The sequence below is a fragment of the Nocardia sp. NPDC058058 genome, assembly GCF_042885355.1.
Lineage (GTDB): Bacteria > Actinomycetota > Actinomycetes > Mycobacteriales > Mycobacteriaceae > Nocardia.
In genome coordinates, this window is the sequence record NZ_JBHVSA010000001.1 from 919,475 (window position 1) to 943,750 (window position 24,276).

The following is a 24,276-nucleotide window of genomic DNA, read 5'->3' on the forward strand; positions in this document are numbered from 1 at the left end:
GCGACCCGCGTTGTTTCCGCTGCGCGGCCCGCGCCGTTTCCGGTGCGCGAGGTCCGCGCATGAGCGGCACAGCCTCCTCTCATGCGGGCGCAAGCGGTACGCAAGACAGCGCAAGGGCGCGGTAATCGCGGCTCGGCACAGTGATTCTCATGAACGAGACACGCGATGTGGTGATTGTCGGAGCCGGACCGGTCGGGCTCATGCTGGCGTGCGAGTTGCGACTGGCGGGCGTGGATGTGCTGGTGCTGGAGCGGCTCACCGAGATCGATCCGACTCTGAAGGCGGGCGCGATCAACGTGCCCACCGCGCAGGCGCTGTACCGGCGCGGATTCCTGCCCGAACTGCTGGAACAGCACAACGCCACCATGGCCCAGTTCGCCGCCTTCCGGCGCGGCGCCGGGATCGGGGAGCCGCCCGCCGGGAAGCGATTCGTCCCCGGACATTTCGCGGGCATCCAACTCGACGGCGGCGCAATCGATCTCGACGATCCGGTGTTCGCGAACGCCGGTCCCGCCGCCGCGGCCTGGTTCGTCTCCCAGCAGGGCATCGAAACGATTCTGGCGCGCCGCGCGACCGAACTCGGCGTCGAGATCCGGCGCAGCGTGGCGGTGACCGGATTCGAGGATGACGGAATCGGGGTCACCGTGAACACCGGTGATCGCGCCGTGCGCGCGGGCTGGCTGATCGGCTGCGACGGCGGCCGCAGCGTCGTGCGCAAGCTCGCGGGCTTCGACTTCCCGGGCCTGGACCCGGAGATCACCGGCAGGCAGGCCGTGGTGGAAATGACCGGCGCGGAACAGGTTCGGCCCGGCTGGCACGACACCCCCCACGGCATCTACGTCTACGGCCCGACCCCCGGCCGGTTCCTGACCGTCGAACTCGACGGCCCGCCCGCCGACCGCGACGCACCCATCACCGCGGCGGAGCTGGAGCAGAGCTTCCGCAAGGTCACCGGCGTGGAAGTCCATATCACCAAGGTCATTTCGGCGACCCGCTTCACCGACAACACCCGCCAGGTCCCCGACTACCGCAAGGGGCGGGTGCTGCTGGCGGGCGATGCCGCGCACGTACATTCACCCTTCGGCGGCCAGGGTCTGAACCTCGGTATCGGGGATGCGCTCAACCTGGGCTGGAAGCTCGCGGCCGTGGTGCGCGGCTGGGCTCCGGCGGATCTGCTCGACACCTACACCGCCGAACGGCATCCGATCGGGGCGTGGGTGCTGGATTGGACGCGCGCGCAGATCGCGGTCATGCGCACCGATCCGCGCAGCCGCGCCCTGCGCGCGGTCATGACCGATCTGCTCGGCACCAAGGACGGGGCCACCGAGATCTTCAAACGCATCTCCGGCGTTCTGCACCGCTATGACCTGGGCGATACGCATCCCCTGGTCGGCGCGGTCGCCCCCGACCTGGAATTGGCCGACGGCACCCGCCTCGGCGAATACTTCGCCGAGGGCACCGGGGTGCTGCTGGATCTGAACGACTCCCCCGCACTGCGCGAGGTGGCCGCCGCCTGGCCGCACCGGGTACGCGTCGTCACCGCCAAACCCGCTCAGCCCCAAAGCATTTCCGCGCTGCTGGCGCGTCCGGACGGTGTCGTGGCCTGGGCCGCCGACACTTCCGAGGTGGCCGGGTTGAAGCAGGCTCTCACCCGCTGGTTCGGGCCCGCCGAGCAGGATGCGTAGCCTGCGGCGGGTGTGGATCCCGGCCAAATACACGCCGGGATGACGGGAACCCGGATGACGGGAACGCGGATGACGGGAACGCGGATGACGGGAACGCGGATGACGGGAACGCGGATGACGGGTTGGTTGGTCGGGGCAGTTAGTCGCGAATTGCCTCGGCCAGCGCGGGGTGATCCGCGACCGGCTGCGTTGCGTGGACGCGGGTCGCGCCGATGCGGTTGATGCGGCGTGAGCCCCACGCGCCCAGCGCGTTCAGGGCGGTATTCAGCGCCACGCCCTCCTCGGTGAGCGAATAGTCGACGCGGGGCGGGATTTCCGGATACAGCTCGCGGTGGATGATGCCGTCCTCGGCGAGCTCGCGCAGGTGCTGGCCGAGCATCTTCTCCGAGACGCCGGGCAGTCCCCTGCGCAGTTCACCGAAGCGGCGCACGCCGTGCTCGTGCAGTTCCCACAGGATCAGGACTTTCCATTTACCGCCGATGACATCCATGGCGGCGTCGATACCGCAGAAGTATGGTCCCGATCTCTTTTCGCTCATGCCCGTCCTCACTAGCTGGATACACACCTTTCGGTACGTGTCCGAGAAAATAGTGCGTACTTGTTGCCCAACGTCACGACGGGCAACCTCGATTCCAGCGCGCGCCGATCACCTCAGCCCGGAATCGAAGGAGTACTCGCAATGACGAACAATCAGCACACCCCGGTGATCGTGCTCGGCCTGGGCGCGATGGGTCAGGCGCTCGCGGCGGCATTCGTGCGTGCCGGTGTGCCGACCACGGTGTGGAATCGGTCCGCCGGCAAGGATATCGACCTGGTCGCGGCCGGTGCGGTGCGCGCCGAAACGGTCGCCGAGGCGATCGGTGGCGGCGGCCTGATCATCAGCGTGCTGCTCGATCACGCCTCGGTGCACGAACAGCTCGATCCGGTCGCCGCACAACTGGCCGGGCGGCAGTGGGTCAATCTGACCAGCACCGCACCCGAGGAATCCCGGGAATTGGCGGCGTGGGCGGCCCGGCACGACATCGAATTCCTCGATGGCGGCATCATGGCGATCCCGTCCATGATCGGCACCCCGGGGTCGGCGATCTTCTACAGCGGTGCCCGCGAACTGTTCGACACCCATCGCGGTGTCCTCGAACTGCTGGGTTCGGCCGAATACTTCGGCGACGACGCCGGTGCCGCAGCGCTCAACGATTTCGCGTTGCTGGCGAGCATGTATCAGATGTTCGCCGGGTTCTCCCACGGCGCGGCACTGGCGGGCACCGGTGGCCTGAGCGCCACCGAATTCGCCGCGCGCGCGGTGCCATTCCTGTCCGCGATGGTGCAGGGCCTGCCCGCCTACGGCGCGACCATCGATTCGGGTGCGTACGCGGCGGAGGTTCAGCATCTCGCGTTCCAGAAATCGGCGCTCGATGCCCTCGTGCGCGCCAGCAAGGACGCTCGAGTCGCCCCCGACCTGCTGGAACCGATTGCCGCCCTGGTGGATCGGCAGGTCCGGGCCGGACACGGCGGCATGGCCTTCGCCCGCACCATCGAGGAATTGCGCTGAGTGCCAAGAGTTCCGGCATCGGGGACCACGGTGGGTGAACCGTTCACCGAATTCGGTGGCTGACCCGCCGATCCGATTCGGACCCGCCGCGATACGCGGCGGGTCCGAATCAGGTGCAGGGTCAGTGCGTGATGCGCAAGGTGGCAGCCAGTGCCGAAAGCTGTTCACCCAGCTGAAGATCGGCGATGCGCTGCTCCAGCGCGCCACGTTCGGAATCCTCCAGCGCGGACCACACCTCGCCGATCCGCGATTGGGCATCGGGTTCGGCGACCGCGAGGATGCGCAGCAGCGGCGTCCACAGCTCCGCCGCGGTGAGCACCGCCGGAAGCTGCGCCAGCACTGCCCCGTCCAGGCGGGACAGATTGCCGCCGATCCGGCGGGTGGCCGGAGCGGGTGTGCGGTCGGCCAACTCCAGCAGGCCACGCCATACCGCGGCATCGCTGTCGATATCGATCGCCGCGGTGAACGCGTCGACGGACTCGGGTTCGGCCACCGCCGGATTGGCGGCGAGCCGATCCAGCGCCGCGGGGCTGAGCTGTCCGACGAACCGCATCGTCTCGGGCACCACCCCGGCGCTGACGAAGGCGCGAATGAGCGCGCCGATGTCCTCCGGCGCGCCCTCATCGAACAGAATGTCGCCGATACCCACGATGACATCGGCGTCGCAGCGCGAGAACACCGATACCGCCGCCAGTTGGAGTTCGGCCGAGCCGCCCAGAATGGTGCGCACCAGTTTGGGAATCCGCTGGAGGTTCCCGTTGAGCAGATGCCGCACCACCGTGGAGATGCTCTCGCCCGAGTAGGCGTAGGCGGCCGAACGGATCAGGCCCTCGTCGTCATGGGTGCCCTTCTCCACCGCCGCGATCAATGCCGGTGTGGCATAGGCCAGGAACGGTCCGGCCGTCACATAGTCGCGGCGGCGCAGGATCTCGTTCACGATCCGCACCACCGGTTCGGGCGGTGCGATATCGGCGAGCTGACCGACCGCGTGCGGATCCATGTACGGCGCACCGTCGGCGGCGTAGTCGGGGGTGAGAATGGCCAGCGCCTCGGCGGCCTTGCGCGGATGGTCAACGCCGATCGCCCCGGCCGCGCGCCCGGCGATGAGCGGGGGCACCAGCCGCTGCACCAGCGGCAGTGAAATGCTCAACGGAATCACCGGCACCAGCATGCTCAACCGGGAGAAGGTCTGATTGTGCTGGGCGAACATGACTTTCGCCAGCGCCTCCTGCAATTCGTGCAGGTGTTGTGCGCCCAATCGCTCGAGATGCGCCAGGCGCTCCTCGGGCACATGCAATGTCCGCGACAGCAGGGTGATCTGCGCGCGGGTGACCAGATCGCTCATCCGAGCTTGTTCCCGAACATGATCTTCTTGGCCGCCGTGCTCAGCGGCCACGGTAGCGCGCCGACGGTCTTGTCGACCGCGGCCACCATATCCGCGGTCTCGGTGCGCTGTGCCTGCCGGAAAACCGCCAGCAGGTCGGCGGTTTCGGCCGCGGTGAGCAGTTCCAGCGCGGCCAGCGGCCCGCCCAACTCCCGCTCCAGTTCGGCTTTGGCGTCCACCATGACTCCCCTTGTCCCCGAATGACCCGGATCACTCCGGTCTCGCCCCCAAGGTGTACCAAGATCGCCGCCACCGCGCCAGCCCCGAAGGATCGTTGGTGCTCAGCGCAGTTCGGCGGCGATCGCGTCGGCCGCCCGCAGGGCCATGGCCATGATCGTGACCTGCGGATTGACCCCGAGGGAGGTGGGCACCACCGAACCGTCGGCGATGTAGAGGCCCCTGGTACCGAAGACCCGGTTCTCGAAGTCCACCACCGCGGTGCGGGCATCGCGGCCCATTCGCGCGGTGCCCAGGGGATGCGGACCCATCATGCGGAATTGCCGTGGCGTGAGCGGTGTTTCGGCGACCGCGCGGGCCTGCTCCAGGGTGCGGATGGGTGGCATGCCCGCGATCGGCAACGCCACCGCCTCCGCACCACCGTGCAGGAACAGCTCGGCCAGGCCCGCGCAGGCGTGCTGGAGCGCGGCCTGTACGCGCGGAGTCACGGTGTAGCGCAACAGGCTTCGCCCGCCCGGCCCGTGCTGCACGCTGCCGCTGCCGGTATCGCGGACCATGGCCCCGAACTGCTCGGTGTACGCCCACCGATTCATCCACTCGGTGAGCTGCGCGCCGTGGAACGGCAGCACCCCGGCCGCGAATTGCGGTGGGATGGAAACCCCTTCGAACGTGCACAGCGGATCGCCCAGGCCGGTGACGTGATAGCCCTGCGGAATGCCCGTCCACGGGGTGCCCGGGGTGGACATCATCGCGACCGCGCCGAGCGAGGGATGCACCGACAGGTTGCGTCCCAGTGCGGGCAGGTCGATGCCGTTGCGGCGCAACAGCAGTGGCGTCATGAGCGTTCCGGTGGCGACCACCACCGCGCGTGCCCGGATCTCCAGCGTGCGCGGCGCGCCGTGACTGTCCTGGCCTTCGGCGAGCACGCCGACCGCCCGCCGGTCATTGAGCAGGATCCGGGTGACGGTGAGGTTGGTGTACAGCTGCGCACCGGCTTCCAGCGCGCGCGGCACCCAACTGACATTGCTGCTGCGTTTGGCATCGGTGGGACAGCCGTACACGCACTGGCCCTGACCGTCGCAGCCCACCGCATTGCGCGGCAGCGGCCCGTGCGTGGCCCCCAGCGCGTCCGCGCCCTTGCCGATGATGTCGGCGACCCGGCCCAGATAGCGCGAATCGGCATGGGCGATACCGAGTTCGGTCGCGACCTCGTCCAGGTAGGAACCGAAGATCTCGGGTTCGAAATCGCCCGGGAATCCCGCGTCGAGCCATTCGCGCAGCACCGCGTCCGGGGTGCGGAAGGCGGTACCGGAATTGATGGCCGTGGTGCCGCCGACCAGCCGGCCGGTGCTCACCCCGAGTACCGAATTGCCGATCGCGAGGTTGTATCCGCCGTCGCGCCAATACTTCTGGGTGCGGTCGTGCAGTTCACCGCGGAATTCGGTGCGGCCGGCGTAATCGCCCTCCTCGACCATGACCACGCCCAGGCCCTGTTCGGTGAGCCGGGCCGCGACCGCCGCGCCGCCCGCTCCGGTCCCGATCACCACCACATCGCATTCGATGAGGTCCTGGCCGGGCAGCGCGTCGGGGGTGGTCATATTCGCCAGCCAGCCGGGCTTGCGTTCGAGCACCGGCTCCCGATAGCCGGGCGCGCCGATGGCGTCGAGGTAGCGGCGATCACTGAAATGCGCTATCCGCACCGGTGTTTCGACTGCCGCCACCGCGTGTTGCAGGGCCGGATTCGTGCGCGCGGCCTCGATGAACTCCGCTCGCTCGGTCTCCCCCAGCGCCGCCAGCCCGTGCCGGTAGCGGGCGCGCGCGGCGGTATCCAGCCCGCGCAGCGCCAGCCGCAGGCCCGACTGCATGATCGGGGTCATATTGCCGATGTACTCGTCGACCCGATCGACGGTGCCCGCGTCCACGGGCGGCACCGCGCCGCCCGGTTCGATGAGCGCGGCCGCCACCGCGCGCAATATCGAGCGCTGGGCGTCGGTCAGGACACCGGTGGGCTTCGCGCCGTCCGGCAGATCATCGCGCAGCGAGGTCCACGGCTGGAACGAACGCAGGAAGCTCGGATAGTCATTGGCGAAGAACTGCATTCGCCCCGAGGCGATTTCGCGGTCCTCGCACCACAGCGTCGCATCGAGGTTGGTCAGGCTGGCGTGTGCGCGGCGCAGCCAGCGCACATCCTTGTGCCCGCTGAGCCGCCACGCACGCCCGTCATCGTCGCGGAAGCTCACCTCGTACGCCATCAGCCGCTTGGTCACCGGCAGGGCCACCAGGGTGCCGGTCACGGCCGCGCCGTCCACCCAGGGCAGCGCGCGAATGGTGCCGGTCAGGCGGGAGCGACCATTGGTGACGAAGCCCAGCGCCCGCCCCGATTCGCAGCGCAGATCCATGGCGACGTGATGCGGGTGGCCGTCGGCGTCCCGCAGTTCGCCGCGCATGGTCTCGAAGAAGGTCAAAGGCATGGTTCGGGGCTTTCCGCTCAGACGATGGGTTGTACGGCCGGAACCGGCTGCGGGGCAAGGAATTCCAACGCTCCGCCGTGCGCGCTACGCAATTCGAAGGCATTGCCGTTGATCGGGGCCACATGCACCGATACCGCGGCGGTCTTGGAATTGAGGCAGTAGCTTCTCGCGCGGGCCGGATTGCGGTAGGCCAGGCACACCATCTGCGCGGGATCGGCCAGCATGCGCACCTCGGCGGTGCCGTCGCGCCCGCGCATGCGCAGCGTCCACTGCGGGAAATCCAGGTGCGGGCGCTGCCGCCACAGATCGGCGATGCGGTCGAAGCGGTATTCCTGGTCGCCGCGGCGGATCACCAGCATGGACAGCAGCGGGGACACCTTGCCGCCGATGCGGGTGCGCCCGGACGCGCCCTCCATGACCGCGAACGGGGCGTCGGTGCCGGTCTCGGTGAAAACGCTGTGGCCCCAGGCATATTCGGGGCTGTGCTCCGCGCCCCAGTTGTGGCCCTGCATACCGTGCCAGCCGTGCAGGTCCCAGCGTTCGCCGTCCCAGTCCAGGTGTCCGGTGACGGTGGCGACCGGGAACGGGGTCACCAGCTTGTTCTTGGGAAAGCCGGCGTCCAGCAGTCGATCCGAGGGCAGCATGGACAGCGGTGCGCCGATCACCGCGACCCGGGTGAATTCCAGATCCCAAGAGATGGTCGAGGTGTCGTCCGCCAGCGTGCCCTGCGAATCCCCGCCGCGCCCGGTCAACTGCATGCGCAGCGGCCCGGCCGTGATCGCCTGCCCGAGCGCGTTCTGCTCGAATCGTGCTGTGTCCAGGGGAATGTCGGTGCACCAGGCGCGCGTGCGGTCACCGTCGAACACACTGCACCACGCCTGGGCCAGGGCGGTGCCGTCTTTACCGGTGAGCACGGTGGCCTTGATCCACACCGCGCGCGGGGAATACGGGTCATTGGCCCGGATGAACCAGGATTCGACGTGATCGGCGCCGGGCCGCAGCCGGGGCGCGTTCTGTTCGGTGGCAATCATGCGGTGTCCCTCAGAGTTTCGGTGTGCGGCTGAGCATGCCGAGCAGCTGCTGGCCGGCGCGGCCGTAACCGCGCAGGCGGGCGATGGGGCGGGGTTCGGCGAAGGTCGTGGCGAGCGCGCGCATGGCGTCCTCCAACTCGACGCCGTACGGGTACCACCAGGGGCGTTTGGGGCCGAAGGCCGGGCCGCGCGGGGATTCCACGATCTGCACCCAGGCCGCGTCCAGCAGGGCGTCGGTGCCGTGCGAGCGGCCGAACCCGGAGCGGGCGACACCGCCCCAGGGGAATTCGGGGGTCGAATACATGGTGGCGGCAACATCATTGATCGCCACCGCACCCGCGTGCAGCCGCCGGGCCAGGGTCCGGGCGCGGGCGGTGTCGGCGGAGAAGATGCTGGCGGTCAGTCCGTACTCGGTCGCATTGTGCAGGGCGATCGCCTGCTCATCGGTGTCGAAGGCGGCCACGGCCACGACCGGGCCGAACGTCTCCTGCTGCCATACCTCGGACGCGGTGACCTCGGGGCCGGTGATCACGGTGGGCGCGTAGCGGCGGCCCGGCAGCACCGCGCCGCCGTCGACGGTGAGCCCGGCCTCCCGGGCGGCGTCCACGTGCTGCCGCCAAATGTTCTGCTGCCGTTGATCGATGGCGGGCGCGAGATCACGGCCGGTGTCGATGCGGCGCAGTTTGTCCCGCAGGCGCACCACGAAGGCGTCGTGCAGATCCCGGTGCACCAGGACCCGCTCGATCGAGCAACACGCCTGTCCGCCATTGAAAGTCGCGCCCCAGGCCACCGCGGAGGTGGTGAATTCCAGATCCGCGTCGTCCAGCACGAGCGCCGCGTCCACCCCGCCCAGTTCGAGCCCGACCGGAATCGGGAATCGCGCGGCGGCGGCCATCACCTTGCGTCCGGTGGCGACCGAACCGGTGAACAGCACCTTGTCCGGTCCGGCCGCGACCAGTTCCGCGCCCAGCGACCCGTCACCGACCGCGAGTTGGAGCACCCCGGCGGGCAATTCGCATCGCGCGATCACTTCGACCAGCACGGCCGCCACCTTCGGGGTCAGCTCGGACGGTTTGAGAATCACCGAGTTTCCGGCGATCAAGGCGGGCAGCACCTGGCTGAACGGAATCAGGAACGGCAGATTCCACGGCGCGATGGCGACCACGACCCCGTAGGGGTGATGCAGTCGCAGGCCCGTGCGATGCGGTGCGCTGGCCGAGGTGATCTTGGCCGGTCCCAGCGTCGCGACCGCGCTCTCCAGATGATGCCGGGTCAGCGCGATGGCCGGAACCGCCTCGTGCGCAATGGCTTCCACCCGCGGCTTGCCATTCTCCGAGCTGATCGCATCCGCGATCCGATCCAGCTCCGCCAGCAGCAGCCCCGGCAATCCGGCCAGTGCCCGCACCCGCCCCTCGACCCCGAGCGCACCCCACCCGGGCTGCGCGGCCCGGGCCGCGTCGATCAACGCCTGCGCGGTCGCCGACTCCGGCACATCGCCATCGGCGGCCGTGTCCCGCACCGCCTGCTCGAGGGGCGTCATATGCATCCCGCCTGTTCACAGAGATTCGATCTTGGCCAGATGGCCAAGTGGTCAGACCACTATATCCATGCGAACGGATAAGGCAACAGTTGCCGTGGACTATCCCAACCGCCCGGCCCGGACGGCGGCGCTCAGGAGGTGCGGACCTGGCCCAGTACCGTGTCGAATTGCTTTGCGGCCAAGGACAAGAGGGATTCCGCCGCCGCTCGGGCCGCCACGCCGTCACCCGCGATGACCGCGTCCGCGACCGCCCGATAGCGCTCGACCTGGCTGACCTCGGCGGCCATCAAACCGGCCAGCGCCGCCAGCGCGGGCTCGTAGACCGCGCGCAGATCGTTGTAGAGCAGCCGGAACACGATCGAATCGGCCCCATCGACCAGGTGATCCCAGAAGGCCATCGCCGTCACCTGCTGCATGATCGGATCCGACTGCGCCGCAAGCGCTTCCAGCGCCGTGCCCAGCTCCCCCGCCAGCCGCGCCCCGGCGCGTTCGGCCGCGAGCCCGGCCACCTCACGTCCCAGTACCAGGCGCGTTTCCAGGATCGAGCGAATCACCGCAGGATCGACCTCGCCCTGCCGCACCAGCAGCCGCGGCAACATATCCATGCCCGCATGCCGCCGGAAGTCGCGAACAGTGGTGGACCCGCCCTGCCGTACCTCCACCAATCCGGTATGCGCCAATCGCTGCAATGCCTCCCGCACGGTCGGTCGCGACACCCCCAGCGCCTCGGCGAGCGCCCGCTCGGCGGGCAATGCCGCCCCGGGTGCCAACTCCCCGTCCAGCACCTCGTCCACGAGCTGCTCGAACACGGTATCGGGCACCGTCCGCCGATCGATCCGCCTGATTGCCATGCCCCGAACGTAGGTCCGCCTGGTCAACAGGTCAAGCGGCCAGACCAGTGGGTGGCCGATTCGACACCGCGCTGAAATCCCCGAGGTCGTGATGTGGCGGGGTCTTCGGCGGGTGTTCATGTGGCGTTGGTCGGTGGGGTGCCGCAGGTAACCCGTTGCCCTGCACGATCAGCGACGTGCGCATCGTGCAGCTGGCGAACTTTTATGGGCCGCGGTCGGGTGGGCTGCGCACCGCACTGCATCACCTGGGTGAGGGGTATGTGGCGGCGGGGCACGAAGTGGTGCTGATCGTGCCGGGGCCACGGCGTGGCGAGGAGTTGTTGCCGTCGGGGGTGTGGCGAATCACGGTGCCCGCGCCCGCGATTCCGTGGACGGGCGGATATCGGGCGGCGCATCCGCGCCGGGTGGCCGATGTACTGTCCGGACTGCGGCCCGACGTGCTCGAGGTGTCGGATCGTTTGACGCTGCGGGGATTCGGGCGCTGGGCGCGGCGGCGCGATGTGGCCGGGGTGATGATTTCGCACGAGCGACTGGATCGACTGCTGGGGCAGGTGCTGCCCGGACCGGCCGCGCGCCGGGCGGCCGACGCGGCCAATCGGCGCACCGCCGAGAACTACGACATCGTCGTCTGCACAACACAATTCGCGCGCGAGGAGTTCGAGCGCATCGATGTGCCGAACGTGGAACTGGTCCCACTCGGGGTGGATCTGGACATGTTCACCCCGTCCCGCTGCGACGTCCGGTTGCGCACCGACCTGGGCGCGCAGGACTATCCGCTGCTCGTGCACTGCGGGCGACTGTCGGTGGAGAAGCGGGTGGATCGCAGTATCGAAGCCGTCGCGCGATTGCGCCGCGAAGGCGTCGACGCGCGGCTCATCGTCGCCGGGGACGGCCCGCGCCGTGAGGCACTGGAACGCCGCGCCCGCACCCTGGCCCCGCTGCGCGATGGCCTGCCGGCCGTGCATTTCACCGGATTCATCAATGACCGAACCGAATTGGCGACCCTGCTGGCCACCGCCGATGTCTCCCTGGCTCCCGGCCCGCACGAAACCTTCGGCTTGGCCGCCCTGGAAGCGCTGGCCGCGGGCACCCCGGTGGTGGCCAGCCGCTCCTCCGCACTCGCCGATATCGTCACCGCCGACTGCGGGGCCGTCGCCGCCGACCACCCCACCGCCTTCGCGCACGCCGTCACCGACGTGCTGTCCCGCCCGCTCCTCGAACGCCGCCGCGCCGCCCGCACCCGCGCCGAGCAATTTACCTGGTCCGCAGCCGTTTCCGGAATGCTCGGCCTGCTCGGCTCGGCCTGATCAGTCGCGCGTCGGGTCCGGCTCCCACGGAACATACTGGCGCGCTTCGGATTCGGCCGCCACCCGCGCGGAGTTCAACTGATACGGGGTGATGCCGCCGGGCTGCCACGGTCCTACCGAACCCGAGGCGATCGCGGCCTCGGCCTTGGGTACGAGCCCGATCTCAGTGCGCACCACCGATATTGGGCGATCGGCCAGATCGAACCAGTCCTGATCCAGGAAGTCATGACTGCCCTGGGTGAGCGCGCCGCGCCGCAGCGCGTCACCGAGCCGCCCCGCCATGCCCGAGGCCCGCAGATGCCCCGCGTCCGCCTCGAACAGCCCGGCCCCGGCCCGCAGATACCCGGTTTCGAACAGCGAGATCACCATCGCCAGCAGACTGAACGCCCGCGGATCATCGTTGGCGCGCGCCATGAACGCGAACACCTCGATCTCGTTCTCCAACGTGGTGCCGTATCCGGCCAGCACATGCACCCAATCATGCTGGGCCAGTAGCGGAGGCGCGGAACCCGGCAAACCGGGCGTGACGAAGCCGCGGTCGCGATAGAAATCCGCCACCCCGCGCCCGAGCGTACCCATGGGCAGCTCCCGCAGTTCTGCCCAGCGGGCTGCCAGCACCGGATCGTCGACCACCGCACTCCATGAACTGTCCAGCTCCGAGGTGTGCAGCGCGTGCAGCCGTCCCGCACCGAGCCCACCGAGATACCCGTTGCGGGAGAAATCCACCGCCGCCAGATCCTCCGCGCCGTCGGCGTATTTGCGTGCCACCGAGATCATGTCGTCGTCCACGTCGAGCGCGTCGGCGAACACCCGCAGCTTCTCGGCCACGCTCGCGGGCAGCGGCCGCACCACCAGCGCGGCCAGCAGCATGGTCTGGATGACCCGTTCGCGGAAGATCCGATTGCGCCGGGTCAGGCCGTGCGCGTATTCCTCGGCGGTGATCGGGGCCAGGCTGTCCAATTCCACCGGGTGCCCGGTGAGGGACAGGAACAGCGCCGGAATCAGCAACTGCTGCAACGGGGTGAGTCCCTGCTCGCCCTGTGCCGCGGTGACCACCCCGCGCGCCACCAGGTGAACCTCGGCCGCATCGGGCGGGGTCAGCAGCACATCTGTCATCGGACACCTTCCGGATTCGAGTCGAACCCTGACATTGTGTCCGCGAAACCATCAGGCTGCGTGTTCATTTCACTTAGCGCGTATGAGTGGCCGCGCCCGCCGACCGTGCCTACAATTCGTGGTTCGATCCGAGGTGAAGGGGGCAGCCCCAATGACTTCCATACCTCCGCATCCCGCCGTGGCGGCGGCCACCGCCCGGCTGGCCGCACTCGACCAGGGCTTCCAGCCGGTCGCGCTCATCGAACATGGCGACGGCGCGGCCGCGGTACTGCTGGAGAGCCGGGATTTCCGCGTCATCGTCATCGTGGAGCATCGCGACGACGAATGGATAACCCCGGCGATGGTCTCGGGCACCCCGCGCCCGGTGTCGCGCGCCCGGCCCGCGCGCACGCTCGACCATCGCCCGCTCCTGCGCATGAGCCGAAGTCGCATGGTGCATCCGGACACCGACGGCAAACCGGCTGAGACCGGTTGGTCCGCCGTGCTCGGCACCGCCGCGGCCGATGCCACCACGCTGACGGTCATTTCCACCATCGACAGCTACACCGCCCCGATCGCCCCGAACGGCCTGGCGTTCGCGCTGGTCCGCACCCGCAACGGGGAACATCCGCTCATCCACGTGCACACCGCCGACGGCCGCATCGTCCCCGTCGCCTCCTGATATCGCCACGTGTGCCGCCGGATACGGTGGGGGCGATGACGAATGGAGATGACGGAGCGACCCGCGCGGTGCTGGTGGTGCTGCGCGGGAATTCGGCGTCCGGAAAGTCCACCACCGCACGGACTTTGCAGCATTCGATACCGCGCGGCAGCTGCGTGGTCGTGCCCCAGGATGTGGTGCGCCGCCAAATGACCTGGGAGCCGGACGAACCGGGCCGGATCAATGTCGACCTGATCGAGCACATCGCGCGGTTCGCGCTGGCTCGCGGCCTGGTGACGATTGTCGAAGGCATTCTGGACACCCGCCGCTACGAGGCCATGCTCGAGCGTCTGGCCGGAGCCGCCCCGGCGAGCCTGTTCTACGGATTCGATCTCACCTTCGAGGAGACCCTCGTCCGGCATGCGAGCCGACCCCTGGCCGCCGAGGTGCCGGAGAGTTCGCTCGCCGAGTGGTATCACGGCTGGCAGCCACTGGGATTCGTCACCGAGACCCGCATCGACGCGAGCTGGGATCTGTCCGCAATCACCGAGCGAATTCACCGCGATATCGAGATCGCGCGGGCGACCCGTACCGATCGATGAGAGTCATGCGGTCGCCACCCGTCCGGTAGTAGGTGTCACATCGGCGCGTTACCGGGCAATTCTCCCGTTCCGGACTACATTCGGGCACGACTGAAGACGGCTCGAATCCGAAAGCGGGTGTGATCACATGACGATGGGTGAACCGTGGCCCTCCGGCGGCGCGGAGTGGCAGCAACCACCGGGCAGCCAGGAGTGGCAGGGCGGTGAGACGCTGGTCGAATTGGATGTCTTTCCGCCGGAACAGCATCGGCGCTGGACGGTGCTGTTGCGCGCGCTGCTGGTCATCCCGCAGCTGATCGCGCTGTGGGTGCTGGGCATCGCCGCGTTCGTGGTGGTGGTCTGCGGCTGGTTCGGCGCGCTGTTCACCGGGCGACTGCCGGAATGGTGCGGCGATTTCCTGCGCGGGTACTTCTCCTACAGCACGCGGGTCTACGCGTACGGCATGCTGCTGGTCGACGCGTACCCGCCGTTCGCCTGGAATCCGCCGGATTACCCTGTGCGCGTGCTGTTTCCGGCACCGACACCGTTGAACCGGCTGGCGGTGCTGTTCCGGCTGATCCTGGCATTCCCGATCCTGGTCTTCACCAGCTGGCTCACCGGCGGCTGGGCGGTGGTGTCATTCGTGCTGTGGCTGATCGTGCTGATCACCGGCCGCATGCCGCGCCCGGTCTTCGAGGCGACCAGCGCTGTGCTGCGCGCCGAACTACGCACGCAGGCCTACACGTATCTGCTCACCCCCGCCTACCTCAAGGGCGTCTTCGGTGATCAGACCGGTGTTCCCGCCGCGGCCGGCGCGGAGTGGGTGCCGTCGGTGCCGCAGCAGTCCCCGACCCGGCCGCTGCTGCTGTCCCGGGCCGGGCAGATCCTGCTGATCGTCATGCTGATCCTGGGTATCGTGGCCAGCCTGCTGCAATCGGTCACGACCAGCACCGACGACGATTCCGACGACTACTCACTGTCGCCGGGCACCTCGCAGCCGCTCAACCCTTAGCGCGCCGGGTGATGGACGGAAAACGGTGTGCCGCTTCGAGTTCGAAGGCGGATTCCAGCAGTGTCCGTTCATCACCGTAGGCCGCGGAGAGTTGCACGCCGATGGGCATGCCCGCACCGGTCATGCCCATCGGCAGCGAGATCCCCGGGGTGCCCGCCACATTGTTGATCGGGGTGAAACCGACGTAGTTCATCAGCCGCGTCAGTAGTTCATCGAATTCCAGTGTGGGACTGAGGTATCCGATCTTCGGTGTGGTGTGACAGAGCACCGGGGACAGGATCAGTTCGTGTTTGGCGAACATTCCGGCCACCGCGTCCGCGGTACCGCGCAGCCGCCACAGCGCACCGGGCGTGCGATGCAGATTCGCCCGGTGATGGGCGCGCAAACCTCTTGTGAGGCCATCGAATTCGGCGGTGTCGAAGGATCGGTCGAAGGTCAGCTTGCCCGCCGTGCCGATCAAATCGGCCAGTAGCGCCCACAGTTGCACGAAATCATCGGCCCAGCCGCGCGTGACCGGCAATCGCACCGGTTCGACCCGATGTCCGGCATGCTCCAGCAGCGCCGCGGTGTACTCCAGTGCCGCCCGCGTCTCGGCATCGATGGGCTCGCCCATCAGCGTGTCCGTGACCAGCCCGATTCGCAGCCGACGCCGGGCCGGGCCCAGTACCGCGCCGATCGGCGGCAGTTTCGGATTGCGTCGAAAATCCTCCGCGGCAGCCACATACGCGGCGGTATCGCGCACCGTACGGGTGAGCACGCCCTCGGAGACCAGGTTGATCGGCATCATGCGCGCCATTTCGCCGTCCACATGGCGGCCCCGGCTCGGCTTCAACCCGACCAGTCCGGCGCATGCCGCCGGGATTCGAATCGATCCGCCACCGTCATTGGCGTGCGCGATCGGCACCACGCCCGCCGCCACCAGCGCGGCCGCGCCGCCGGAGGACGCGCCCACCGAATACTCGGTGTTCCACGGATTGCGCGCGGGTTCGGCGGTCATGAATTCGGTTGTGGCACTGAATCCGAACTCCGGCAGCCGGGATTTGCCCAGCACCGTCATACCCGTACCGAGCAATTGGCTCGTGTACACGCCATCGGCGCGTGCGGGCCGTGCCCGGAACGCGGTGGTGCCGTGATTGCTCGGCATACCGCGCACATCGGTGTTGTCCTTGACGAACGTGGGCACCCCGTACAGTGCCGCGGATTCGTCCTCGCCGTAGCGCGGTTGCTCGTAGTCCGCGTGCACGATCGCGTGCAGCGCCGGATCGACCTTGCGGGCGCGGGCCGCGGCGGCCGCGGCCAGTTCGGCCGGGGTGGTCACCCCCGCGCGGACCGCGGCGGCCGCTCCGACCGCGTCGTGATGGCCCAGGGCGTCATCGGCGAAGGCATCTAGTCGACTGTCCAGCATTAGCCGAGCATAGAGAGCGGCCACCGCGCGGGGGAAGGCTTACGGGCGCTTACAACTCGCCCTTGCGGGCCGCGCGCCACAGATCGACGGTGCCGTCGTCATCGAGCAGGGCATCGATCGCCGCCAATTCCGAATCGGTCAGATCCGGTCCGGCCAGCGCGCCGACATTCTGATCCAACTGCTGTACCGAGGATGCGCCGATCACCAGCGAGGTGACGCGCGGATCACGCAATGCCCAGGTCAGTGCCAATTGCGCGAGCGTCTGATCGCGTTTGGCGGCGATATCGTTCAAGCCGCGCAGGCGGCCGAGCATCTCCTCGGTCAGCCATTCGGTTTGGAATGATTTGTCCTGGGTGGCACGCGAACCCGCCGGGATCCCGTCCAAGTACTTTCCGGTGAGCAGTCCCTGTGCGAGCGCGGTGAATCCGATGACCCCGAATCCCGCGTCGGCGGCGGTATCGAGCAGCCCCTCGGTTTCGATCCAGCGATTGAGCATCGAATAGGACGGCTGATGAATCAGCAGCGGGGTGCCGAGGTCCCGAAGCAGTTCCGCCATCGCCGCGGCGTTCGGCGCGGTGTACGAGGAAATACCGACGTACAGCGCTTTCCCCTGTCGCACAGCGGTATCCAGCGCCCGCGCGGTCTCCTCCAGGGGAGTGTCCGGATCGAACCGGTGCGAATAGAAGATATCGACGTAATCCAGCCCGAGCCGGGTCAGCGACTGATCGAGCGATGCCAGCACATACTTGCGTGACCCGCCGCCCTGCCCGTACGGGCCCGGCCACATATCCCAGCCCGCCTTGGTGGAGATGACCAATTCATCGCGATACGCCGCGAGATCCTCCCGCAGAATCCGCCCCGCGTTGATCTCCGCCGCACCATAGGGTGGCCCGTAGTTGTTCGCCAGATCGAAATGCGTGATCCCGGAATCGAAGGCCCGCAACGCGATTGCCCGCTGCCCCGCGAACGGCCGATCATCCCCGAAGTTGTGCCAGAACCCCAGCGACAGCACCGGCAAATCCAGCCCGGACCGTCCACACCGTCGGTAACGCATGGCCCCGTCGTATCGGGCCGGATCAGCAGTGAATGTCATCCCGAACTATTAGCACGTCCCCGCCGCTCAGTTCCCATCCAACGCGGTCACCGGAACCCCGTACGGCAGAAACCGCACCCGCCGCCGCACATCGGTATTGTCCCGATGCGCCCGCAAAGCCTCCAGCTCACTCGGGAAAACCTGCTCCACCAACGCGACCCCCGCCTCATCGAGACTATAAATAGCCCACACCCCACTCCCGGTCTCCCCGGTCGTCTCCTCCTCCACCTTCGTCGCCCGCCCCCGCTCCGGCTGCACGAACTGCCCCAACAACCCCGCCAAAGAATTCACCCCCGCCCTGTCAATAATCTCCCCCGCCTTCCCAATCAACCCCCCGATCTCAACCCCCGCCTCCCGCAGCGCACGCTCGAAATCTTCCGGATCGATCCCAAAGGGCTTGTCAGACGCCATAGCAACTCCTGAAGACGATTTCGTTGAGACGCCCCCAGTCTCCTCCCGAACCACAGCCTTCGCCACGACGACAAATCCGAACCCAGGATCGAGCCCCGCAGTCGCTGAATTGAAACCTACTGCCGGAAAACCTCATCCAAATCGACCGCGGTGAGCACCCGCGCCGCCCAAACCCGCAACTGACCGACGTCCGCCTCATGAACGGTCGCCGCAACCTCATCGGGCACCGCCCCGAACTTCAACGTCAGCTGCTCGAGCAGAATCGCGACCCGCCCCTGCGCCAGGCCCTCAGCCCGTCCGCGTGCTTCGCCTCTGGCTTCACCACGTGCTTCGCCTTCAGCACGAAGTTGATCCGCAGTAGTCACGATAATCTCCTTGGCGTGCGGTCCGATCCGGTCGAAGACAGGTGCCAGCTCGGCAACGCCGGTTTCACTGACACTCATAATGTACGTGGCCACACACTCGAGCGCCTCGAGTCCGCCGGGTGAGGATACGAGTGCTTGCAGATCCTCCAACAGCGGCGTTATCTCTCTGACCAGCTCGCGGTTGCCGGTCGCGACCTTCAGCATGACCAGCAGCACCCGCGTTGCGGGCGTGAGGTCGCGCGCGCGAATCGCGGACACCGAGCACGCGGAGAGGTCGTCCAAGACGAATCTGAAACTAGGCAGGTGCGGGCCCAGCGCGGCGCGTGCCGCAGGGTCTATGTCGATCAACTCCGACAGTTCGTGTGGGGTATCCCAACGGCGACCGGTCGGGTTGGCGTGGACCACGAGCGGGATCACCGCAGGCAGAGTCTTGGCCTTCGGATGGTCACGCAAGTGGCGGTTCCAGATACCGATCATGTATTCGAGCATCCGCATCGGCATCAGCGGGTCCGGGCGGCTCTGATGCTCGATCAGCAGATAGACGTAGGCGTCATGGTTGTCGAGGCGGGTGCGGAACAGCAGGTCGCTATACCGTGACCGCAGGTGCTGGGAGACGAAACTGCAGGGCTGCAACGCAAGTGCGTCCCAATCCAATCGCGGAACGACAGCCGGTGGAAGATTCGCACGCAACTCGCTGGCAGCGTCGGCGGGATGGGAAAGCGCCTGTCTGAAGTACGCGTCGTGCGGATTGGACGGTGTGTCAGCCACAGTCGGGCAACGTACTCCCAGTGTGATTGCGACACGCAGATTTTCGCTTGGAGGCGGTCTGGTCAGTCGACAAGCCGAAAGAACGCAACCGCCACCAATCCCGCGGCGAGTGAATCAAGGCGGCGGCGTTTCAGAGGTGGGCTCGGGCGTGGGCCAGGGCTTCGAGCAGTGCGGTGCGGAGGGTTTCGTCGTCGGTGATCTCGGTGAGGGTCGCGTCGAGCAGGCGTATCGCTTCGGCCGGTTGCTGTAGTTCGACCAGGGTGCGAGCGTGACCTAGATCGACCCGGGCCGCCTGAACGGGTTGGCCGATCGAGCGGAAGTGGGCCGCGGCGGTCGTCGATTTCGCCACCGCCTCGTCGAGGCGGCCCGCACCGCGCAGGATGCGCGCGGCATTGTGGTCGAGTCGTGCGTTATGCCATTGCAGCACTTCGGGGTTCGGGTCGGTGGCGGCCAAAGCGGCGAGGGCCTGCTCGGCGGTCTCGAGCGCATCCAGCGCGTCCTGGGTCGCGCCGCTCCAATGCAGGGACAGGGCAGCGCAGTAGCGGGTGTAGGACACGCGCAGCGGATCGTCTGCCAGTTCGGCCGCTTCGGCTGCCCGCCGGTAGTAGTCGGCGGCCTGGGCGTCGCGATCGAGCCCGTCGAGGAGATCCGCGGCCAGCGCGAGAGTGTAGCCCAGGGCTGCGTGATCGTCTGTGCCGCTGTGGAATTCGATGATCTCGTCGTAGACCGCCAGCGCCGCCTCGGGTTCGCGCAGCTCGCGATGCAGATCGGCGAGCAGGAACCGGCAGCTGTTGACCGCGTGCAGGTAACCGCGCTCCTCGAGTCCGGCGATCGCCTCTTCGGCGGCGTCGGCGGCGTCGATGAGCTGGCCCGTCTTGCGATATGCCTCGGCCAGCGCCCATTTCGTGGCCGGGATCTCGTCGGGATCGTCGCTCAGCGTGAGAGCGGCAAGCAGTTCGCCGACCGCTTCGGCGTCGCGATCGACCTGCCGCAGCAGCTGACCGCGGAGTTTGTGCAAATGTGCGCGCGCACCGGCCGGGATCTCCGGCGATGCCTCGGCCAGTGCTTCCTCGACGAGAACCAGCCCGGCGTCGTAGTCGCCGCGACCGGCGTGCACTTCCGCCATCCGGCTGGCGACGAGCGCCCGCATGAGTGGCGGCCCGGACACGCGGTAGGCCGCCAGCGCGCGAGCACCGGCCTCGAGTGCCTCCTCGTGCCGGTGTCGAAGGTCCTCGAATTCCATCTGCTCGTAGGCGATATCGCCGATCAGCACCGGATCATCGGATGCCGCGGCGATCTCCCGGCTCTGCTCCAGCAGGACCGGGATCTCGTCGAGGGCGACAGCATCATCACCATTACCCACGGCGTCGCCGAGTCCGCTGATCAGACGCAGCACCACCAACGCCCGGTGGTTGGTGGATGCGACTCGGTCCAGGTCGGCGTATGCGGCGCGAAGCAGCGCCAAGCCCTCGGACAGATCGCCCCTACCGCACAGTTTCGCGCCGAGGCGCGAGACAGCGACCGTGCGACGCTCCGATTCTCTTGCGGTGGTGAACAATTCGACCGCCTGCCGCAGCAATGCTTCCGAGCGCGCGTCCTCGCCACTATTCGCGGCATGGGACGAAAGAAGTGCCGCGATCCGTCCCGCCAGCACGGGATCGCCGGGATCGTGGTCTTCGAGCTGCCGCACCAGCGGACCCATCGCCGCCAACGCCTGGGCGTCCTGCGCGGATTCGAGGCGTTCGACAAGTTCGAGCACCGGCAGTTTCGGCACTTCCAGGACGGCGGGCGGGTCCAGGACCGGGCCCGGCCGAACCGGAATCGACAGCGGCAGTTGGTCGGCCACCGGCTTTTGATCGAGCAGCTCACGCACCGAAGCGGTTTGGCGATCGGTGCCATTGCGCCGGTCGAAGCGTTCGGCGATCGCCAGCGCGTGACCGCGCATCTCCTCGAACAGCACTCCCGCGGTGAGTTCGGTGGCCGGGCGATCCGCGTGCGCGGGCCGCCGGATCATCGTATCCGCGTGCCCGGCCTCGGCGACCGTGCGCAGCAGCAGTGCCGCCGATCCGGCGAATCGCATGGCCGCCAGCGGATTCGGCGCTCGATCCAGCCAGGACAGGTGACGCTCCAGAATTTCCAAACCGCGCGCCTGATTACCCGAGAGCGCGCAGAACTCCAGGTGCTGCGCCATGGCGGACAGATCCTGCGGTCGGGTGCGCAGTATGCGATAGGCCCGGCGATGCGCGTTACGCGCCTGCTCCCACTGCCCGGTCCGCAGATAGGGCAGCATGAGCTCGCTCAGGATTGTCTGCGGTTGTTCCCGGCACGTCAGCTCACCCGCGAGCACCGGCGTGGCGACCTCGATCGCCTCGTCGTCACGTCCGATCCCGGCGAGGTAGGCGACCTTCTGACTGGGATCGCAACCCGCACAGTCGGAATTGTGGTCGTACGGGCTGGTGCACCAACGCTGATACCAGTCCTCGGCGGCCGTCGGATCACCCAGATGCAGTGCGACGCGATGGCGATGCGCGTAGACGGCGTGCGGGCTCTGCCCCTCGGACTTGTACCGCCGCTCCATCTGATCCAGTGCCGCCAGCGCCCGATCCTTGGACACCTCGGGAAAGTTCACCATCCCCTGCACGGCGAACTTGAAGAACCAGCGCAGCCGCCGCCCCGCCCACTCCGGATACTCCGCCGGATTCCGGTCGTAGTCGGCCAGGCAGCGCGCGAAGGGCACGAACAACTTCGACGGCTGCATGCCCGCGGAGTACGCGTCGATCAGATCCATACGCGTCGCGAACGCCAGCATCCGATGGTCACCGGCCTCGGCGTGCCGCAGGATCTGTTCCAGCGCGGCGTCTTTGCCGTCACTCTCGGGTAGCCGTCTGGCCTGGGCGCGCAACGCGTGCAGGTCCTCCTCGCTGGGCGCCATCAGAACTTCTCCTCCGGATCGTGCACCGCCCAATCGAGCAGTCCGACAAACGATTTGGTCAGCAGCGCACTGTCGATCGGGCGCAGCGGATGCTGGCCGAGCAGCAGCGCGTGGCTGTAGAGCGCTTCCACCGCGGTGGTCACCAGCCCCGGATCGGCGAGCCCGCAGACGCGCCGCACCAATGGATTTCGGTAGTTGAGCAGCAGTTGCGGCCGGTCCGGTCCCGGGCCGGTGTCGAACGCGCCGAGCACGTCGGCCCACAGCTCATCGACGACCTCGCGGGTGGCCCGCAATTCGGCCCGGTGCGCGGCGTCACGGTCCAGCAGATACAGCGCGCCCAGCGACGGCGGATCGAATTCGCGCAGCGCGACCTCGCAGTCCAGCCGATCCAGGCAGCGCTGCGCGATCGACAGAAACGGTCGCAGCGCGAGTTCGGTGGCCGGATCCAGCAGATCGAAATGCGTCGCGAGTTCGGCGGCATCCAGGCGGGAGACCCGAATATCGGGATCGATCGCGGGCAATCGCTCCACGATTTCGCTGAGATAGGAGTAGCCGCCGTTCACCAGTCCCAGACCCTGCGCGCTCGACACCGCCGCGAGCTGACGGAACTCCTCCACCGACGGGGTGTACCGCACCGCGCCGAAGCGACGCCGGAACTCCGCGAGCGGAATACGCCCGGCATTGGTTTCCACCGGCAGCCATCGATCGACCAGCCGGAGCATATCGTCGTCGTGCAGCGCGAGCGCCTTCACACCCATGTCGTGCACCTGCAGGAACCGGGACAGCCCACCCGGATCGGTGGTGGAGAGCTCGACCAGCCAGTCCCGGACCCGCGCGCCGAGCGCCTCACGCGTGGCGTCGAGCAGATCGTTCTCGTAGAGCGCCTCGCGGCTGGCCGTCGGCCGCAGCTCACCGGTGTCGACCACACAGCGGATGAAGAAGGCCCAGTCCGGCAGCAATCCGGTGAGGTTCTCGGCCAGCAACATTCGTTTGAGATAGACCCGATGTCCGGCGCGCGCAGCCGGATTGGCGGCGTGCGGCAGCACGAAGGCCACGCCGGTGAGTCCGGCCTCGGCGCAGGACAGGTCGAAACTGGCGAACGGGACGAACCCGAAGGTGTCCTCGGCGTATCTCGCCAGCGCGGCCTGCCGGTCGTCCGGGGTGGGATGGTGTGCCTGCCAGGGCAATACGGACTCCGACACCGAGTGTCCGTCCACGGTCACCGGAAACGGCAGCAGACCACCGAACAGGGCCGCGAGATCGGCGACGGTGGTGCGGGTGACCCACTGCTCCATCCCCGAGCGCGGCAGCAGGGTGACGGTGGTGCCGGGCTCGGTGCGATCCTCGACGGTCTCGACCCGAAAGCGGCCGTCGGCGTATCCGGTCCAGCGCACGGTCGGCCCGCCCTTCGCGGACCGGGTCACCACCAGAGCTTCGTCGGCGATCATGAAGCACGACAGCAGGCCGATACCGAACTGCCCGAGGAACTCATGCCGGGCGAACCCGAGTTCATCGCGTTTGGCGCTGCGGCCGATGGTCGCGAGAAAAGTGTGCACCTCGGATTCGGTCAACCCGATCCCGCTGTCGTACACCCGAATACTGCCGTCGCCGGTGATATCCGGAGTTTCGATCCGCACCACGGCCGGTGCGTCCGGTTCGAGCGCGCGGCGCGCGGTCATCGCGTCCACCGCGTTCTGCAGCAACTCGCGCACATACACGCGCGGACTGCCGTACAGGTGGTGACTCAGCAAATCCACAATCCCCCGCAGATCAACCTGAAAGACCTGCTCCACCTGAACCTCCGAGCCCACTATCGATAAAAAAATGGCGTGAATCCCTGTGTCATTCAACAGGAATTCACGCCTCGTGGTGTCCGGAGGGGGACTTGAACCCCCACGCCCTAATACGGGCACTAGCACCTCAAGCTAGCGCGTCTGCCATTCCGCCACCCGGACCGG

At 67.9% G+C, this 24,276-nt stretch carries 21 protein-coding genes and 1 tRNA gene; 7 read left to right on the forward strand and 15 right to left on the reverse strand.

All coding sequences use genetic code 11. The annotated features are described in order from the left end of the window. The first annotated feature begins 149 nt into the window (after nucleotides 1-149). Nucleotides 150-1,685, forward strand: a complete 1,536-nt coding sequence (locus ACFVUS_RS04125) for an FAD-dependent monooxygenase (protein WP_387761684.1) — start codon at nucleotides 150-152, stop codon at nucleotides 1,683-1,685. A 39-nt stretch (nucleotides 1,686-1,724) separates the two neighbouring features. Continuing rightward, nucleotides 1,725-1,907, forward strand: a complete 183-nt coding sequence (locus ACFVUS_RS04130) for a pentapeptide repeat-containing protein (protein WP_387761685.1) — start codon at nucleotides 1,725-1,727, stop codon at nucleotides 1,905-1,907. Here ACFVUS_RS04130 and ACFVUS_RS04135 read toward each other — a convergent pair. Beyond that, on the reverse strand, nucleotides 1,825-2,223 hold the full coding sequence (locus ACFVUS_RS04135; RefSeq protein ID WP_387761686.1) for a winged helix-turn-helix transcriptional regulator: 399 nt from the start codon (nucleotides 2,221-2,223) through the stop codon (nucleotides 1,825-1,827). The two genes, ACFVUS_RS04130 and ACFVUS_RS04135, sit on opposite strands and share 83 nt — an antisense overlap. A gap of 141 nt (nucleotides 2,224-2,364) precedes the next feature. Here ACFVUS_RS04135 and ACFVUS_RS04140 point away from each other — a divergent pair, with 141 nt between their 5' ends. Then, a complete protein-coding gene (locus ACFVUS_RS04140; RefSeq protein WP_387761687.1) occupies nucleotides 2,365-3,234 on the forward strand; it encodes an NAD(P)-dependent oxidoreductase in 870 nt (289 codons plus the stop codon). A gap of 121 nt (nucleotides 3,235-3,355) precedes the next feature. Here ACFVUS_RS04140 and ACFVUS_RS04145 read toward each other — a convergent pair whose 3' ends face one another. The 6 genes from ACFVUS_RS04145 to ACFVUS_RS04170 all read right to left on the reverse strand — a co-directional run bounded on the left by ACFVUS_RS04145 (nucleotide 3,356) and on the right by ACFVUS_RS04170 (nucleotide 10,688). After that, entirely contained in the window at nucleotides 3,356-4,579 is a 1,224-nt protein-coding gene (locus ACFVUS_RS04145; RefSeq protein WP_387761688.1) for a hypothetical protein, read from the reverse strand. Further along, the gene (locus tag ACFVUS_RS04150; RefSeq protein ID WP_387761689.1) at nucleotides 4,576-4,800 is read right to left on the reverse strand and encodes a hypothetical protein; all 225 of its coding nucleotides are present in this window, start codon (nucleotides 4,798-4,800) and stop codon (nucleotides 4,576-4,578) included. The genes ACFVUS_RS04145 and ACFVUS_RS04150 overlap by 4 nt, the downstream gene beginning before the upstream one ends. A 99-nt stretch (nucleotides 4,801-4,899) precedes the next feature. After that, the gene (locus tag ACFVUS_RS04155; protein ID WP_387761690.1) at nucleotides 4,900-7,266 is read right to left on the reverse strand and encodes a GMC family oxidoreductase N-terminal domain-containing protein; all 2,367 of its coding nucleotides are present in this window, start codon (nucleotides 7,264-7,266) and stop codon (nucleotides 4,900-4,902) included. Nucleotides 7,267-7,283: 17 nt separating this feature from the next. Further along, the gene (locus ACFVUS_RS04160) at nucleotides 7,284-8,297 is read right to left on the reverse strand and encodes a hypothetical protein (protein ID WP_387761691.1); all 1,014 of its coding nucleotides are present in this window, start codon (nucleotides 8,295-8,297) and stop codon (nucleotides 7,284-7,286) included. A 10-nt stretch (nucleotides 8,298-8,307) separates the two neighbouring features. Further along, on the reverse strand, nucleotides 8,308-9,837 hold the full coding sequence (locus ACFVUS_RS04165) for an aldehyde dehydrogenase family protein (RefSeq protein WP_387761692.1): 1,530 nt from the start codon (nucleotides 9,835-9,837) through the stop codon (nucleotides 8,308-8,310). 131 nt (nucleotides 9,838-9,968) lie between these two features. After that, on the reverse strand, nucleotides 9,969-10,688 hold the full coding sequence (locus ACFVUS_RS04170; RefSeq protein WP_387761693.1) for a FadR/GntR family transcriptional regulator: 720 nt from the start codon (nucleotides 10,686-10,688) through the stop codon (nucleotides 9,969-9,971). Nucleotides 10,689-10,864: 176 nt separating this feature from the next. On the opposite strand from ACFVUS_RS04170, the gene ACFVUS_RS04175 reads away from it, so the two are divergent. Continuing rightward, nucleotides 10,865-11,995: a glycosyltransferase gene (locus tag ACFVUS_RS04175; RefSeq protein ID WP_387761694.1), complete on the forward strand. Its 1,131-nt coding sequence runs from the start codon at nucleotides 10,865-10,867 to the stop codon at nucleotides 11,993-11,995. Here the strand turns inward: ACFVUS_RS04175 and ACFVUS_RS04180 are convergent, their stop codons facing one another. After that, entirely contained in the window at nucleotides 11,996-13,111 is a 1,116-nt protein-coding gene (locus tag ACFVUS_RS04180) for a hypothetical protein (protein ID WP_387761695.1), read from the reverse strand. Nucleotides 13,112-13,262: 151 nt separating this feature from the next. Here ACFVUS_RS04180 and ACFVUS_RS04185 point away from each other — a divergent pair, with 151 nt between their 5' ends. The 3 genes from ACFVUS_RS04185 (at nucleotide 13,263) to ACFVUS_RS04195 (ending at nucleotide 15,344) form a co-directional block, all read left to right on the forward strand. Continuing rightward, on the forward strand, nucleotides 13,263-13,772 hold the full coding sequence (locus tag ACFVUS_RS04185; protein ID WP_387761696.1) for a hypothetical protein: 510 nt from the start codon (nucleotides 13,263-13,265) through the stop codon (nucleotides 13,770-13,772). Between the two features lie 35 nt (nucleotides 13,773-13,807). After that, nucleotides 13,808-14,353 carry an AAA family ATPase gene (locus ACFVUS_RS04190; RefSeq protein WP_387761697.1) on the forward strand — a complete coding sequence of 182 codons (546 nt, stop codon included), beginning with the start codon at nucleotides 13,808-13,810 and terminating at the stop codon, nucleotides 14,351-14,353. A 127-nt stretch (nucleotides 14,354-14,480) separates the two neighbouring features. Beyond that, complete coding sequence (locus tag ACFVUS_RS04195) at nucleotides 14,481-15,344, forward strand: DUF4389 domain-containing protein (protein WP_387761698.1); 864 nt, start codon at nucleotides 14,481-14,483, stop codon at nucleotides 15,342-15,344. Here ACFVUS_RS04195 and ACFVUS_RS04200 read toward each other — a convergent pair. From ACFVUS_RS04200 to ACFVUS_RS04230, 7 genes are all read right to left on the reverse strand, one after another. After that, on the reverse strand, nucleotides 15,334-16,749 hold the full coding sequence (locus ACFVUS_RS04200) for an amidase (RefSeq protein ID WP_387761699.1): 1,416 nt from the start codon (nucleotides 16,747-16,749) through the stop codon (nucleotides 15,334-15,336). The two genes, ACFVUS_RS04195 and ACFVUS_RS04200, sit on opposite strands and share 11 nt — an antisense overlap. A gap of 49 nt (nucleotides 16,750-16,798) precedes the next feature. After that, on the reverse strand, nucleotides 16,799-17,842 hold the full coding sequence (gene mgrA, locus ACFVUS_RS04205) for an L-glyceraldehyde 3-phosphate reductase (protein ID WP_387761700.1): 1,044 nt from the start codon (nucleotides 17,840-17,842) through the stop codon (nucleotides 16,799-16,801). A 27-nt stretch (nucleotides 17,843-17,869) separates the two neighbouring features. After that, a complete protein-coding gene (locus ACFVUS_RS04210; RefSeq protein ID WP_387761701.1) occupies nucleotides 17,870-18,253 on the reverse strand; it encodes a hypothetical protein in 384 nt (127 codons plus the stop codon). Between the two features lie 116 nt (nucleotides 18,254-18,369). After that, the gene (locus tag ACFVUS_RS04215; protein WP_387761702.1) at nucleotides 18,370-19,386 is read right to left on the reverse strand and encodes an Rpn family recombination-promoting nuclease/putative transposase; all 1,017 of its coding nucleotides are present in this window, start codon (nucleotides 19,384-19,386) and stop codon (nucleotides 18,370-18,372) included. Between the two features lie 130 nt (nucleotides 19,387-19,516). After that, nucleotides 19,517-22,318 carry a tetratricopeptide repeat protein gene (locus tag ACFVUS_RS04220; RefSeq protein WP_387761703.1) on the reverse strand — a complete coding sequence of 934 codons (2,802 nt, stop codon included), beginning with the start codon at nucleotides 22,316-22,318 and terminating at the stop codon, nucleotides 19,517-19,519. Continuing rightward, on the reverse strand, nucleotides 22,318-24,111 hold the full coding sequence (locus ACFVUS_RS04225; RefSeq protein WP_387761704.1) for an HSP90 family protein: 1,794 nt from the start codon (nucleotides 24,109-24,111) through the stop codon (nucleotides 22,318-22,320). Before ACFVUS_RS04225 ends, ACFVUS_RS04220 begins: the two co-directional genes overlap by 1 nt. Nucleotides 24,112-24,185: 74 nt before the next feature. Then, nucleotides 24,186-24,273: transfer RNA gene (locus ACFVUS_RS04230), tRNA-Leu, on the reverse strand. Nucleotides 24,274-24,276 lie beyond the last annotated feature (3 nt).